This window comes from Bacillus glycinifermentans (assembly GCF_001042475.2).
GTDB classification, from domain to species: Bacteria; Bacillota; Bacilli; order Bacillales; family Bacillaceae; genus Bacillus; species Bacillus glycinifermentans.
In genome coordinates this window covers 466,888-482,945 of record NZ_LECW02000045.1, presented here as the reverse complement: position 1 = coordinate 482,945, position 16,058 = coordinate 466,888, and the positions used below count along the sequence as shown (strand labels likewise).

8 protein-coding genes and 1 pseudogene are annotated in these 16,058 nt (G+C 53.1%); 1 reads left to right on the top strand and 8 read right to left on the bottom strand.

Annotation, left to right across the window (positions count from 1 at the left end; genetic code table 11):
• Nucleotides 1–61 precede the first annotated feature (61 nt).
• Entirely contained in the window at nt 62–1,510 is a 1,449-nt protein-coding gene (gene cls, locus AB447_RS21725) for a cardiolipin synthase (RefSeq protein WP_048354113.1), read from the top strand.
• A gap of 44 nt (nt 1,511–1,554) precedes the next feature.
• Here cls and AB447_RS21720 read toward each other — a convergent pair whose 3' ends face one another.
• The 8 genes and pseudogenes from AB447_RS21720 to AB447_RS21685 all read right to left on the bottom strand — a co-directional run bounded on the left by AB447_RS21720 (nt 1,555) and on the right by AB447_RS21685 (nt 16,055).
• Nucleotides 1,555–2,991, bottom strand: a complete 1,437-nt coding sequence (locus AB447_RS21720) for an MDR family MFS transporter (RefSeq protein ID WP_048354095.1) — start codon at nt 2,989–2,991, stop codon at nt 1,555–1,557.
• Between the two features lie 2 nt (nt 2,992–2,993).
• Nucleotides 2,994–3,218, bottom strand: coding sequence for an MbtH family protein (locus AB447_RS21715; RefSeq protein ID WP_048354096.1), 225 nt, complete (start codon nt 3,216–3,218; stop codon nt 2,994–2,996).
• Nucleotides 3,218–10,370, bottom strand: a pseudogene (locus tag AB447_RS21710) (amino acid adenylation domain-containing protein). The gene AB447_RS21715 and the pseudogene AB447_RS21710 overlap by 1 nt, the downstream one beginning before the upstream one ends.
• 14 nt (nt 10,371–10,384) lie before the next feature.
• Complete coding sequence (locus AB447_RS21705; RefSeq protein ID WP_048354097.1) at nt 10,385–11,311, bottom strand: isochorismatase; 927 nt, start codon at nt 11,309–11,311, stop codon at nt 10,385–10,387.
• A 27-nt stretch (nt 11,312–11,338) separates the two neighbouring features.
• Entirely contained in the window at nt 11,339–12,970 is a 1,632-nt protein-coding gene (locus AB447_RS21700) for a (2,3-dihydroxybenzoyl)adenylate synthase (protein WP_048354098.1), read from the bottom strand.
• Nucleotides 12,971–12,990: 20 nt separating this feature from the next.
• Entirely contained in the window at nt 12,991–14,208 is a 1,218-nt protein-coding gene (dhbC, locus tag AB447_RS21695) for an isochorismate synthase DhbC (protein WP_048354099.1), read from the bottom strand.
• 24 nt (nt 14,209–14,232) lie between these two features.
• Nucleotides 14,233–15,003, bottom strand: coding sequence for a 2,3-dihydro-2,3-dihydroxybenzoate dehydrogenase (locus AB447_RS21690; RefSeq protein WP_048354100.1), 771 nt, complete (start codon nt 15,001–15,003; stop codon nt 14,233–14,235).
• Between the two features lie 191 nt (nt 15,004–15,194).
• On the bottom strand, nt 15,195–16,055 hold the full coding sequence (locus AB447_RS21685) for an alpha/beta hydrolase (RefSeq protein WP_048354101.1): 861 nt from the start codon (nt 16,053–16,055) through the stop codon (nt 15,195–15,197).
• Nucleotides 16,056–16,058 lie beyond the last annotated feature (3 nt).

Here is a 16,058-nt window from a genome sequence, read left to right as displayed (position 1 = left end):
AAATGGAATGTATCAAAACAAATCCGTCTTTGTGAGGTTCAACATGGATATTATTAAAAATATTAGCATCACATCGATATTTCTCGGTTTTGTATTAGTTTTAAATACGCTGCTGGCCATCGTTGTGATCTTCAGGGAGCGCCGCGATGCAAGCGCCTCTTGGGCCTGGCTGCTGGTTCTCTTCTTTATCCCGGTGCTCGGCTTCATCCTTTATTTATTGTTCGGCCATAATTTAAAACGCAAGCACCTCTTTTACTGGGAAGACCAGAAAAAGATCGGGATTGAGAAAATATTGGATCAGCAGCTCGCCAAATTGAAAAACCGGGAATTCCAATTTCGGAACAAGGCGACGGCGGACAGCAAAGATTTAATTTATATGCACATCATTAATAATCACGCCGTGTTTACGGAAGATAATGCCGTCGAGCTCTTAACCGACGGGCGCCAAAAGTTCGATCGGCTTCTTCGCGATATTGAAAATGCCAAAGACCATATTCATTTGCAATACTACATTTATAAAGGCGATCAAATCGGAAAGAAGCTGCGCGACGCGCTGATCAAAAAAGCAAAGGAAGGCGTCGAAGTCCGCGTTCTTTATGATGAATTGGGATCAAGAAGACTGCGGAAAAGCTTTTTTAAAGAGCTGAAAAAGGCCGGAGGTTATGTCGAAGTCTTTTTTCCTTCGCGGTTTCGATTTATCAATTTGCGCATGAACTATCGCAATCACCGGAAGCTGGTCATCATCGACGGAGTCATCGGATATGTCGGCGGATTTAATGTCGGGGATGAGTACCTTGGCTTAAATCCATCATTCGGCTATTGGCGGGATACGCACCTTCGAATCAAAGGAACGGCCGTCCATTCGATTCAAACGCGTTTTATCCTTGATTGGAATCAGGCCTCCCACCGCCATGACATTACATACAAGCCGAATCTTTTCCCGGAGTGCGGCTCTCACGGAAACATCGGCATGCAGATCGTCACAAGCGGCCCGGATTCGGAATGGGAGCAGATTAAAAACGGCTACATTAAAATGATTTCAACCGCTAAGCGGTCCATATTGATTCAAACGCCTTATTTCATCCCTGACGCAAGCCTTCTTGACGCTCTCAGAATCGCCTGCCTGTCAGGAGTTGACGTCAGAATCATGATCCCGAACAAGCCTGACCATCCTTTCGTCTATTGGGCGACTCTTTCTTATATCGGCGAGCTGCTCAAGGCGGGCGCCTCTGTATTCATTTATGATAATGGCTTTATTCATGCAAAAACGATCGTTGTCGATGAGGAAATTTCTTCAGTCGGAACGGCAAATATCGACATGAGGAGCTTTAAGCTGAATTTTGAAGTGAATGCCTTTTTATATGACGAGGAAATTGCCAGAAACCTTGTGCTGTCATTCGAAAATGATCTGCAAGTTTCGAAGGAGCTCACTTATGAAGATTATCAAAACCGGAGCAGAAGAATTCGCTTCAAGGAAGCGATTTCGATTCTCCTGTCGCCGATTTTGTAGCGTGACAAATTGAATCCCCCCGGGACTTCCCAGGGGGATTTTTTTTATTTGCTGCTTGCCGCCGCCCGTTCATCGCGGGCTGATGATGAGGAGCGTGCACCCATGCCGGGGGCGGCATCAGCGTCACGGATGCCAAGCGCGAAGCAAAAAGCAGCGATAAGAAACCCTGCCGCACCAAGCAAAGCCGTCCTGTATGCCGCAAGGTCCGGCAGCGCCCCTTCCGTATGCCGGCTCATGACCGCAAGGAGGCAGGACATGATCGCGACGCCTAAAGCCGAGCCGAGCCGATTCTGTACATTGAACAATGTCGTCGCCCGCCCCATTGAAGCTGAAGGGATGTTGGCAAAAGAAGTGACCTGAACAGCACCGACTGCATGGCCTAAGAAAAAGCCGGCCAAAAACAGCAGCATTCTCAGAAGCCACGGGTTTGTTCCAGGCCCTGTCAAACTGAGCAGGCCAAACAGCACAGACGCACATAACAATGCGGAAGAGATCAGCCGGCGCGGCCCAAGCCTTGAAAGCGACCGGGGCATGAGCTGAGAGGCGAGCATCAGCCCCAGCGCTTCGGGAAACGTAATCAAGGCGGTATCCAGCGCCGAGTGATTCAGCACATCCTGATACATCAGCGGAAACACGTAAAGCATGCCAAGCAGTCCGGCCGCCGAGAACAGCGATACGATACTCATCATTCCAAAAACCCGATCCGCCAGCAAACGGAGATTGAGCAGCGGATGCCGAGTGCGAAGCTCGACAAATACGAGGGCCGTCAGCAAAACGAGTCCGCCGACTCCGGCGGCAAGCACAGCAGGCGATCCGAATCCGTCCGCCGGCCCCCGGCTGAGCGCAAACACCGCAAGCGGCATTCCCGGGGCTGAGAGAAGAAAGCCGGGCAGATCGAATTTTCCCGCATCTGATTCCGTGTGCTCGTCAAGACATAACAGACCAACCAGCAGAATGATCAATCCAATCGGAACATTAATGAAGAAAATCCAGCGCCATGACAGCTGATCCGTAAAAAACCCGCTGATGATCGGCCCGAGCGCTGGAGCTACGGCAACCGGAAGAACGAGAACACGCGAAATCTTTGGCCGTTCTTCCGGCGGGAACGTCCTGAACAAAATCGCCATTCCTACAGGCGTGATCAACCCTCCGCCGGCTCCCTGGATGATGCGGAATAGATTTAAAGCTGCAAGATGTTCAGCAAGCCCGCACAATAGAGACGCCGCAGTGAACATCCCAAGCGCTATCAAAAAGATCCGCTTGGTACCCCAACGGTCGCCAAGCCATCCGGCAATCGGAAGACATACGGCGAGACTGACCAGGTATCCGATATTGACGATGCCGGCGTCCGGCGGGGGCGCCTGAAATTCTTTCATGATTGCCGGCAGCGCCAAGTTGACGACGCTCGCGTCCATCGCGGCCATAAACATCGCCGTGACATATACGATGCTGACAACCGTCCGCTGGTTGAACGGCCTCATATTTACTCATCACCGCCGCGGACCCCTAGAGCGGGCTTCACGCTGTTCGGCCGCAGATCGCTCCAATTCGAGCTGATATATTCAACACAATCGCTCCGGCTTGATTCCCCAAAAACGATGGCCCAGCCGGCCGGCACATCAAGAAATGCCGGCCAGAGCGAATGCTGGCCTTCGTTATTCATCAGGACAACATATGTGCCGTCTTCACGTTCAAAAGGATTCGTCATCAGTCTCTCCCCCCTAAGGCATCTAATTTTTCGGCAAGAACGCGTCCAATTTCGGCAAGCGGACCCGGCTGGCACAAATCTTTATGGCGGCAGTCAATATCGTGCTGCTCAATCTGTCCATGAAGATAAGGAAGCCATGATTCCGGCGCAATCGGATCAAACCATTCCGGAATGACGGTTGATCTGAAGAACAAAAGATCACCGTGATAGATATGCGGTTTATATTCGCTTAAAATGCGAACCGAATTCACATAAGTCTCCTTTAGGTTCAATATTGCGGCTTCATCAAGACTAGCCAGTGCACTGCCGTCGCGCCGCAAAAGTTCAATCGCACTCGACAGCTCGAGCGGCTTCCCGTCTCCAAGACTGTCAGGATCATATCCGCCTAAAGCCAGGAGGGCGACAAGCGCTTCCTGCTCATCCGGAGCATCCTTAATCGGAAGGAAATGGTTCGGGTAAGCGTCAAGCATGACGAGAAGAGAAACTTCTTCGCCTTGTTCCTGAAGCTGGGTTGCGATCGCATGAACTACATTTCCTCCGAGAGACCAGCCGAGAAGGCGGTAAGGTCCGGCCGGCTGAACCTGTTTGATATGAGAGATATAATCGGCGGCCATTTCATCCAGTGTTGCCGGCAGTGCTTCCCGCTGTGCGATGCCGCGCGCCTGCAATCCGTAAATCGGATATTCCTTGCCGAGCGACGTCATCAAACCGGCGTAGCACCAGCTCAAGCCTCCTGCCGGGTGTACGCAGAACAGAGGCAGCTCGCTGCCGCCAGCTCTCAGCGGAAGCAGGACATCCAGCGCACTCTGGCTGCCGCCGACCTCAAGGCGTTCAGCGAGGCCGCTGACGGTCGGGGCTTCCAGCAAATCACCGATGCCGAGCTCCGCCCCGAGGGCTTCGCGGATTCGGCTGATCAGCTGGACAGCAAGCAGCGAATGCCCGCCAAGCTCGAAGAATCCGTCATCAATTCCGATCCGGGGCACGTTCAAAATTTCTGAGAACAGATCGCACAGTATCTCTTCTTGAGGCGTACGCGGCCCCCTTCCCTTAACAGCCGCCGTAAAATCCGGCTCAGGAAGCGCTTTGCGGTCGAGCTTGCCATTCGGCGTCAACGGCAGAACATCAATTTTTACAAATGCCGCAGGCACCATGTAATCAGGCAACGTCCCGGCGGCATACCGGCGCAGCTCTGCCGGATCGGGTTCTGCTTCTGAGGCGGGGACAATATAGGCGATCAGACGCTTATCCCCGGGCTGGTCTTCCCGAACAACGACAGCGGCCTGATCCACTTCATCGTGCTGAACCAGCACGGCTTCAATCTCGCCCAATTCGATTCGAAAGCCGCGGATTTTAATCTGCTGATCAGCCCGTCCCATATAATCAAGAGAACCATCAAAGCGCCAGCGGGCCAGATCGCCCGTCCGGTACATCCTGGTTCCGGGAGGTCCGTACGGATCAGCGACAAATCGCTCAGCGGTCAAATCCGGCCTTCCCAAATAACCGCGGGCAAGACCGCTCCCGGTTACGTAAAGCTCTCCGGCTACTCCCGGCGGAACCGGCTCAAGGCACGAATCAAGCACATAAACGCCAAGATCGGGTATCCCGCAGCCGATCAGGCTGTTGGCTTGCAGAGCTGCAATCTCCCGATTAAGGGAAATATAGCTGACATGCACAGTCGTCTCGGTGATGCCGTACATATTGATCAGTCTCGGAAAATTGTCCGAATGCCGCTGATACCAGTCTTCCAGTCTGCTCAATTCAAGCGCCTCCCCGCCGAAAATGACAAATCTCAAGGAAAGAAGCCTTCCAATCTCAGGATTGTCGCGATCGGCCTGCATCAGTTGATAAAATGCCGACGGGGTCTGGTTCAGAACAGTCACGCCTTCATTTACGAGCAGACGGAGAAATTCGCCGGGCGTGCGGCTGACAGCGTGCGGTACAACGACAAGCCGGCCTCCGTGCAAAAGCGGGCCCCAAATTTCCCACACCGAAAAGTCAAAGGCGTAAGAATGGAACATCGTCCACACATCATCCTCACTAAAATGGAACCATTGTGCTGTTGCCCCAAAAAGGCGGACAACATTCTGATGCGGGATGACCACCCCTTTTGGCGTACCGGTCGACCCGGATGTATAAATGACATATGCCGGGTGGAGCGGTGACAATGGCTCAAGCCGGTCTTCATCACCCGGGTTCGTTTCAGCATAATGTTTGAGCTCTTCTTTTACATGCGAATTATCAAGTGTAATCAGCGGCACATCACCGGCGGAAAGGCGCAGGTCAACCTCTGAATTTGTGATGATGCACGCAGGCCGGGAATCTGTCAGCATAAAAGCGATTCTGTCAGCCGGATAGTCCGGATCAAGCGGAACATATGCCGCCCCCGCTTTCAGTACGGCTAAAAGACCGACAACCATATCCAATGATCTTGGCAGCGCCAAAGCTGCGAATTGCTCAGGACCGATTCCTTTAGCAATCAACAGCCGTGCCAGCCGGTTTGCCCGCTTGTTGAGTTCCCCGTATGTCAGTACACCATCCTCAAATACGACGGCGATCGCTTCAGGTTTTTCAGCAGCTTGCTTCTCAAACAATGCCGGCAAGCTTGCCTCCGGCACGTTCAGCGGAGCTTTGTTCCACTCTGTCAGCAGCATTTGGCGTTCTTTAGGAAGCAGGATGTCGAGTCGTCCAATCGGTTGATCAGGGTCGGTTGCGGCGGATGAAAGCAGCCGCACTAGCCGCGCCGCCAACGCTTCAGCCGTAGCGCGCCTAAAAAGATCTGTACTGTATTCGAGGAAGCCCGCAATGCCGGCAGGTGTCCCGTCCGCATTCCGATGTTCGCGCAGCTCAATCGTCAAATCAAACTTGGCGGCGCCGACGCTTTTGACCTCAACGGTTGATGTGAGTCCTGGAAGTTCAATAGCCGGTTCAGGCGTGTTTTGAAATGCCAGCATAATTTGAAAAAGCGGATGTCTGGCACGGGAACGGGCAGGATTGAGAACTTCAACCAGACGCTCAAACGGAAGGTCCTGATGTTCGTAAGCATGAAGATTCACGTTTCTGACCCTGCCGAGAAGCTCTCGAAAGCTCGGATCACCTGATGTATCAGTCCGGAGTACAAGTGTATTGATGAACATCCCGACAAGCCCGTTCAAAGAATCAGCGCTTCTGCCCGCGATCGGGCTTCCAACCGGAATATCGCTTCCGGCTCCCATTCTTGTCAGCAATGCGGCAATCCCCGATTGCAAAATCATAAACAGACTGACTCCGCTTGTCCGGGCCAATTCGAGCAGACGGCCGTGCAGCTTTTCGTCAATGGTGAGCTGAATCGTGCCGCCCTGATAGCTTGATTCGGCAGGCCGCGGAAAATCAGCCGGAAGCTCAAGCTGATCAGGCAGGTGTTCAAGCGTCTTTGTCCAATAGTCCAGCTGTCTTGCAATCAGGCTATCCGGATCGTTCTCACTGCCAAGCAGACGTTTCTGCCAGATGGCATAGTCGGCATACTGCACGGGAAGCGGCTGCCACTCAGGACACGCACCTTGGCAGCGGGCGCTGTATGCTGCTTCCAGATCGCGGGTCAGGGGCGTCAATGACCAGCCGTCACCGATCATATGGTGGAGAAGGAGCAGCAGAACATATTTGTCTTCCCCGAGCACGAAAAGCTGAGCGCGAAACGGCGGCTCTTCCGCAAGTTTAAAGCTGTATCTTACAGCTTCGGCCATGACTCCCTCAAGCTCATGTTCGCTGACATGAGAAACGAGCAGTTCAGGCCGGGCCTTGTCTGGGTCGAGTATAAGCTGACACGCTGTTCCCCGCCTTTCAGGGAAAATCGTTCTTAACGGCTCATGCCGTTCTGCAACATCGCCAAGCTCCGCTTCAAGAGCTTCCCGATTCAGCCGGCCCGACAAATTGACAACAACTGGAATATTGTAGGTAGGACTTGGCCCTTCCAGGCAGTATAAAAACCATAGACGCCGCTGGGCAAACGAAAGGGGAATCTCTTCCCGCCTTTCAAGCTTGTGAAGCGCCGGCCGGGCGCTTCGCGCCTGATCAAGCTGCTTGGCAAGCCCGGCGGGTGTCGGTTCGTCAAATAAACGGGCGATTCCAAGCTCCGCTCCCAGCACATCACGAATACGGCTGACGAGCCGGCCGGCCAGCAGCGAATGGCCGCCGAGATCGAAAAAGCTGTCGTCAATGCTGACCCGCGATATCCCCAGCACCTCAGCAAACAGATCACACAAAATTTCTTCCTGTGGCGTCCTCGGCTCACGTCCGGCTGCCTGCCGGCTCATCACGGGAGCCGGCAGCGCTTTGCGATCAAGCTTTCCATTTGGAGTAAGCGGGAGCGCCTCCAACATGACAAATGCGGATGGTATCATATAATCAGGCAGTGTTTCACTGAGATGGCTGCGAAGTGCAGCCGGATCAGGACTCGCTTCAGCAACCGGAACGACATATGCGGCTAAGCGGGGATCGCCCGGACGGTCTTCCCGAACAACAACGGCGCATTGATGAACATCGGGATGGCCGGAAAGGACCGCATCGATTTCTCCGATTTCGATGCGAAAACCGCGAATCTTAATTTGATGATCCGCCCGCCCGATATAATCGAGAGAACCGTCCGAACGCCACCGGACGAGATCGCCTGTCCGATACATCCGGGAGCCCGGCGGCCCGTAAGGATTCGCAATAAAACGCTCGGCCGTCAAATCCGGGCGGCCGCGCCACCCCTGTTCCGGCCACATAAAGCTCGCCTGCCACGCCGGGCGGAACAGGCTGTAAGCCTGCGTCCAATACGTATACTTGTGTGTTCCAAATCGGACGGCCGATTGAAGGCGCTTCTTTCAGGCCGTTTTCCAGCGCGGCACACGTTGACCAAATCGTTGTTTCAGTCGGACCATAAAGATTCGTAATCCGGCAGCCCAGTTCTTGCAATCGCCGGGCAAGATTGTTTGGAAGCGCCTCGCCTCCGACGAGCACTCTGAGTCCGCGGAGCTTTTCCGGAACGCTTGTCGCCAATGCATGCCACAGCGTCGGTGTTGCCTGCATGATCGTGATGTCATGCTTTTCAAGCATGTTCCCCAATATATGCGGATCTTGAACGGTTTCTTTCTCAGCGAGAATAAAGGAGGCACCGCTGATGAGCGGCAAGTAAATCTCCAACGCTGATATATCAAAAGCAACCGTAGTAACTGCCAAAAGCCGGTCATGCCGCTGAAGAGAAAACGTCTCCTGCATGGACAAAAGAAAATTGCATAAGCTTTCAGATTGTACAACGACGCCCTTAGGTCTTCCTGTAGAACCGGACGTATAAATCATATAAGCAGGGTGAAGAAACGAACGTTTTTTATTGCCCACCGGATTTTCAGCAGAATAACGGGAAAGGTCATGAATGACGTCTTGCTCGTCAATGACCATTCTCGGTACGTCTCCATTTTCCTGAATGTTTGCCGCAGCCTCCCTCGTTGTCATGACAAGCATCGGCTGTGCATCGCTGAGCATATAATCGATCCGGTCTGCCGGATATTCGGGATCAATAGGCAAATAAGCCGCTCCCGCCTTGAGGACGGCAAGCATGCAGATCACCATTTCCTGTGACCGCGGCAGAGCCAACGCGACAAACCGCTCCGGTCCGGCCCCTCTTTCAATTAGCAGATGGGCCAGCCGATTCGCGCGTTCATTCAGTTCGGAATAGCTGAGAACGCCGTCTTTAAACACCACTGCCGGCGAGTTTGGATTTTCTTTCACCTGCATCTCGAATAATTCAGAAAGATCGGCTTTCGGAAGGAGGTGATCGGTTTCATTCCTCTTGATCAGCGCCTGATGGCGTTCTTCAGGCAGCAGCAGCTCTATTTTTCCAATCGGCATATCTTGTCGGAAACCGGAAATTTTTTTCAGAATAATAAGAAAACGGTGCAAATGTTTTTCAAGTTCGCTTTCCGTATACACCTCGGGATTTGCATCCATATTCACCTTTAAGCCGCTTCCGCCGGGTCTCCCGTAAATATTGATCGAAAGGTCATCTACAGGCCCCGTCGTGATATTGTGAACAATACCTTGATGACCGGCGAAGTTCAAGCTGCCGGCAAATGGCATCAGATTAATCTGCGGCCCGAACAGCCGCTGGTTTTCGCCGAGCAGTTTCAGATCGCGCCTCAGCTCTTCATGACGGTAATGCTGGTGGCGCCTGATTTTTACGATTTCCTCTGATACCTGCCTCATGAGCTTGGCAGCTCCCATCTCCGGCCGCACCGACAAGCGAAGCGGCAGGAGATTCATGACCATGCCGGGAATATTCAACGAAGCCGATCCTAAACGGCACATCATCGGCAATCCGAGTACAACATCCCGTGCGCCTGTTAGACGATGAACATAAATGGCCGCTGCTGTGATGACTGCTTCATGCCAACTTGCTCCCATCAAGCCTGCCGCAGACAAGAGGCGGTCTGCATGTTCGGCAGAAAGATGTCCAGAACGGCGGAGAAAACGGTCAGACGTTCTCGGCGCCCTGTCGGCAAGGCTGACCACCTCAGGTTCATCGCTGAATTGCTCCAGCCAAAACCGGCGGTCTTTTTGATATTGGTCTGAGGAACGATAAACCGAATCTTCCCTAAGAATTGCGGCAAGCGGCCCGAAAGACCTTTCATCATCAACCGCCTTCCCTTGCACAAGTGCGGTATACAGTTTTGAAAACCGCTCCGCAATAAGCATAAAGCTGTACCCGTCAGTTGCGATATGGTGTGCCCGGTGATACCAGAAGAAAAGGTCGGGTGCCGCTTTAAAAAGCGCTTCTGTAAAGAGCGGGCCGCTGCTTAAGTCGATCGGCCGGGCCAGATCGTCCTTCATCCACGCCTCAGCCGCCTTCCTCGGTTCCTTCTTTGCACTGACATCGACGAAATGAAGCGGAAAATCTGATGACGGATCAATCACCTGCCATGGTCCGTCATCATCTTCCCCGAATCGGGCATGCAATGTATCAGCGTCTTCAATGACGCGCCGCAGTGCCTGTTCAAAAAGTTCATGATCAATCGGACCGTTGATTTCTACGTATTCAGCGGTATTATAAATCGGATTTTGCGGATCTAGCTGCTGTGCATACCAAATGCCGGCCTGCGCTCCGGTTAATGGCCTGCGGTTATCTTGATATTCAGGCATTACGGCAACCTCCTTCATTGATAATCTGAATTTGGCAATGATGTTTCTTTAGAGGAAGACAACAGTCTCCACCAGTTTTCGATCGTCGGTTCTTCTGCAAGCTCCACAAATGTCACCTCAGCCCCGGCACGTCGCCAGCGCTCGGTAAGACTCATCATTCTGACTGAATCGAGCCCTCTATGAATCAAGTTTTCACTGTCAATGATATCGTCCGGCGATTCAAGGAGAAGCGCGGCGATTTGTTCGCGAATCGTCTGTTTTGACAGCAGTTCGCCGCCTTCTTGCCCACCATCGTCATTTCGCCCGTTTTTCAGTTCGTTCAGAAGATGCTCGGCTGTGACGGTGACAGCACAGCGGTCGGCTGCATAAGAGATAGCCATTTCGTGATGTTGTAAAGAGAAATCCGCTACTGCATCTGCTACAAAAAACGTCTCTATCTCCTGCATAAACGCGTCACATGCGGTCATGAGACAGCCGATATGGGCATAGACCCCGGTAATGATGAGCTGATCGCGGCCCTGTTCCTGAAGCAGTCTTAAAAGATCCGTTTTTCGAAAGGCGTTGTATCTCCACTTCGTCAGAACGGTATCACCTTCATCCGGTTTCAGTTCTTCTACGATTTTCTGCTGATCCGGACCCGGAGGGATTCCCGGCCCCCAAAAGTCCTGGAGAAGCCCGCGCTCTTCAGGTGTCTGTCCGCCGGGCTGAGCGGTGTAGATGACGGGTATCCCAAGCTCTTTGCATTGCTCCTTGAGCATATTGATATTTGGCAAAAGCTCTGTCACCGGAGACTCTCCCCGGGTATATGCGTCAATAAAATATTGCTGCATGTCGTGAATAAGAAGCACGGCACGCTTCGGGTGCGGCATCCATGACACTTTGTTCTTCGGCAGATCAGATGCTTTCGGCATCTTGTACGGAGAGATGGCAGGAATGGCCATCAACATCACGTCCTTTCATTCAATTGATTATTGTTTCGCTTTGGCGGCCTGCGCCATTTTTTCGGCTATTGCTTGGCGCAGCGCTTTTTTGCTTACTTTTCCAACGCCTGTCTGCGGAAAAGAATCGGTAAACTCTACCCGGTCGGGAATCTTATATGCCGCAAGCCCCCGCTCTCTTAAAAACTGCTTCAGTTCGGCAGCGGCAGGCGGAGTGTCGCGCGGAATAATGTATGCACATGACCTTTCGCCGAGAAAGTCATCCGGCATGGAAACGACAGCCGCATCATGTACGGAGGGATGAGCAAGAAGGTGGTTCTCCACTTCCTCTGCAGCGACTTTCTCTCCGCCCCTGTTGATCTGATCCTTTGCACGGCCTTCAACGATCAGATAACCTGATGAGTTCACTTTGACCAGATCTCCCGTGCGGTAAAAGCCATCCGGCGTGAATGCTTTCGCATTATGCTCTTCGGCTTTGTAATAGCCGCGGATCGTGTACGGCCCGCGGGTCAGCAGCTCACCCGTTTGTCCCGGTTCAACGTCGCGGCCGTTTTCATCGACGACCTTAATTTCATCAAATGGCGACATCGGCTTCCCTTGAGTATTGACGACAATGTCCTCAGGATCATCAAGCCTTGTATAGTTGACCAGACCTTCCGCCATGCCGAACACCTGCTGCAATGTACAACCGAGCACGCTCTTTACACGGCGGGCGGCTTCAGCGCTGAATTTGGCACCGCCTACCTGGAACACTTCGAGGCTTGAAAGGTCTTCTGATCGCGATGATGCGGCTTCGAGCCAGATTAAAGCAATCGGCGGAACGACCCCCGTGATGGTAACCCTCTCCTTTTCGATAAGAGGAAAGGTTTCGTCAGGACTTGGCCCCTCTGCAAGAACGACTCTGGCTCCCGCATACAACGTTCCGAGTACGCCCGGCGAACTGAGCGGATAATTGTGGGCCATCGGCAAAGCAGCAAGATATACGCTGTTATGATCAAGCCGGCAAATATCAGCGCTGATTCTCAAACTGTATATGTAATCGTCATGCGTTCTCGGTATCAGCTTGGACAGCCCCGTGCTTCCGCCGGATAATTGGAGAAAAGCGACATCGTCCGGCTTAACATGCGGATGGCGGCCGGGATCTGCGTCTCTATACAGATCGCTGAGCCCCTGAAATTCTTCCGGATCGCCGGCGACAATGACATTGCGCAATTCCGGCAGCTTGCTGCGGACTTGTCTCGCAAGCACGCGGTAGTCAAATCGTGAGTGTGTATCAGGAATGATGTATGCAGCCGCTTCGGCAAATTCGCAAAAATAAGCGATTTCGCTTTGCCGATGTGAAGGAAGCGCAAATACAGGCAGCGCACCGATCCGAAACAGGGCAAAACAAACCTCAAAAAACTCCGGTGTATTCGGCAATTGGACGATGACGCGGTCTTCCTTTTTGATGCCCAGCTCCAAAAATCCCGCCGCCAGACGGTCGGCTCTCATATCCAATTCCCCGTAGCTAATGTGAGCATCTCCATACGTAACCGCAATCCGGTTACCGTGCTTGTCTGCCCGTTCCCTCAGCATTCCTCCGAATGTCTCGCCTCGCCAGCACCCTTCCTTTCGATATTTTTCAGCAAATTCGTCCGGCCATGTCGGGCATCCTGCTAGCATATTCATCCCCCCAATTTTTGCTATTCATTGTTCAGCCCCATCGCAATGAGCATCGTGCGAAATTTGGCTGACGTCTCTGCCAGCTCGTCTTCAGGCCTTGAACCAGCGACGATGCCGGCTCCGGCGAACAGTTGGAGAGCTCGTTCTTCCGCCTCGGCGCAGCGGATGGTCACGACCCACTCTCCATCTCCGGCGGAATCGCACCAGCCTACCATTCCGGTGAAAAAGCCCCGGTCAAACGGCTCAATCTCCTTAATAGCCGCCCTTGCGGCATCTGTCGGCGTGCCGCAGACAGCAGGAGTCGGTTGCAGCGCCGCAGCAAGCTCTAATGACGATATCGACGCGTCTGTCAGCACGCCCTTGATCTCTGTGGAAAGGTGCCACATCGTCTCCGTGCTGATCAGCGAAGGCTCCCGCGGCACGTCCAATGTCTTGCAGAAAGGTTTGAGCCCTGCAGCTACAGCTTCAATGACGACCGCGTGTTCATGGCGATCTTTTGAAGAAGAAAGCAACTCGGCTGCCCGGCGCCGGTCTTCCGCAGGATCATCGCTCCGCGGCCTTGATCCTGCCAGAGGATTTGCGTAAACGTGCAGTCCGTTTCTGGAAACGAGCAGCTCGGGGCTGGCTCCGATCAATGTCCTGCGCTTTCTTCCGGCAGATTCGGACGCCGCTGCCTGCCTGGACAAATCGACTGCAAAAGTGTATCCGCCCGCATTGTGCTGTGCAAGATTGCAAAGTACGCGGGAGATATCAATGCTGACCGGTGATGTATAGCGCAGCGACCGGGACAGCACAATTTTGCTGACATCCCCTGCAGCAATGCGGGCCAGTCCTTTTTCGACCCCCCGTATATACTCCCCGGGCTGAGGAATCGGCTCAATGTCATAAACAGGTCCCGGACCCGGATGTATTTGTACATCCTGTTCAAGCATCAGCGGGCCGGCGCACCAGACCTCGTTCGGCACGGTAAGCTGCACGGGCTTTGTTTCATCAAAGGGGACAGCACCGACAATGATCGGGTTCTGCCGCCCGGACTGCTCGGCATCTTTGAGAACGGAAACAGCCCGCTGAGCCAAATTTTCCATCTGGTTGCACCCTTCAGCTTCAGAAACTGCGGCAAAAACGCCTTTGGCCAAAATGGTCCGCTCCGGAGAAGAAAAGAAAAACGAAGCATCGGGCCGATACTCGCGTAAAAGCTGGTCAGCCGGCGATTCTTGAACGATACGGTGATCAATCATTTCCAAAACCTCCTTTAAATTCGGTCAGACTCCCAAGGTAGCCCCGCCATCAACGCGCAAGTCATGCATCGTAATATGGCGGGACGACTCGGACAGCAAAAAGAGAACGGCATTTGCGATATCAGCCGGCAAAGCCAGACGGCCAAGCGGAATTCCCGTTTTGAACGCTTCCGGCGATCCGTCTATGACTGCCTGTGCCCCGTCCCGGCCAGACCACATGGACCGCTGCATCGGCGTATCCGTCGAGCCCGGCGATACGATGTTACAGCGAATATTGTACTCGGCCAGCTCAAGGCCAAGGCATTTCGTAAACATCAAAGCCGCCGCCTTTGAAGCTGCGTAAGCAGCCATTTGCATTCGCGGCACACACGCGGCATTGGAGCCTACGGTAACGATCGAGCCGTTCCTTCTTGTAATCATGCGGCCGGCAACTGAGCGGGATACGTGAAAAACCCCTGCTGTGTTGACGCTGAATGTCTTCTCCCAATCTTCATCACTGAGCGATGTGATCAACCCGGTCCGAAGCACGCCGGCGACATTGACCAAATAATCGATCGGACCTATATTACGTTCGATCATGCCCACAGTCTCCTCAACGGCTGCACTGTTTCCGACATCTGCGGTAAAAGCCTCGGCATGCAGGCCTGTCTTTTCCAAGTCTGTCACAAGGGAACGAAGCCCCTGTTCATTTTGATCGACCGCAGCAACCGACACACCGCTTTCCGCAAGCGCCCTTGCCACCGCTTCTCCGATTCCCTGGGCAGCTCCTGTAACTAAAGCAACTTTGCCTTTCATTTGTGGTCATTTCCTTTCCTAGAGACTTTGGATCACAAACTTAATTGATAATGATAATCATTATCGTTTAAAAATATAATATACCAATTACTGCTAACGGTCAAATCGTTTCCGGTTGATTCGTCCGCCGCTTTGGTATATTTGTGTCACTTTCATTATGTAGTGAAGGGGGCAGTTCCCCGCCCCGCTTCCTATCGGGCCTGTCTGTCAGGGTTTAGCGCAAACCGCAAAGCCCTGCTGATGAAAACCGGCAAAACCGATATATGGCCCTCTCCCTCAAATTCATGAAACTCCGCCCGCACTCCGAATTCTTCAAGAGCCGATAAGCGCTCTGCCAGCTTTTCCGCACGTTCGTTCATACGGCTTTTATGGCTTTTCTCCAGCTCTCCGGCTCCAAGCAATACATCGACCTTTGCATCTGCCGCATGCAATCGGGAGACAAATTCGCGTTCTTTTTCAAAAAACGGTTGATTCCAATGAATCGACGGGCTGCCTGCGATGTATGTCTGAAATAATTCGGGCTTTGTAAACAGAACCTGCAGGACAAAAAGACCGCCGAGAGAGTGGCCGAAAATGGCCTGCCTTCTCATGTCAATCTTAAATTCCCGTTCGATTTCCGGCTTCACCTTTTCTTCGATGAATGACAGAAAAGCTTCCGCTCCGCCGGATTCAGGCCACTCCGCTCCATCCGGCCGTTTAGGCAGATTTTCCGGCCGCACCGGAAGCGTAAAATCATAATAACGCGCCGGATCAAACGGGGCGTCCGTCTCGTAGCCGATACCGACGATAACGGCAGGGACCACCCCTGTCTTTTCAGGGCGGCGCGCCTGCATTCGTACAGCCTCGACCATCGTGCCGAACACCGAATTGGCGTCCAGCAAATAAATCACCGGATATCCCGAAGGAGGCGGCTCCTCAATGGGGCTGCTTATAAAAATCCGGTAATTGCGGTCCCCTGAAGGCGACCGCATGAGATGCTGCTTCGTCCCCGGTATGGCTACCGGCGGGCATTCAGCGTCTTTGGCAGCCTCGTCATGTTTTTCATGAACCATCTG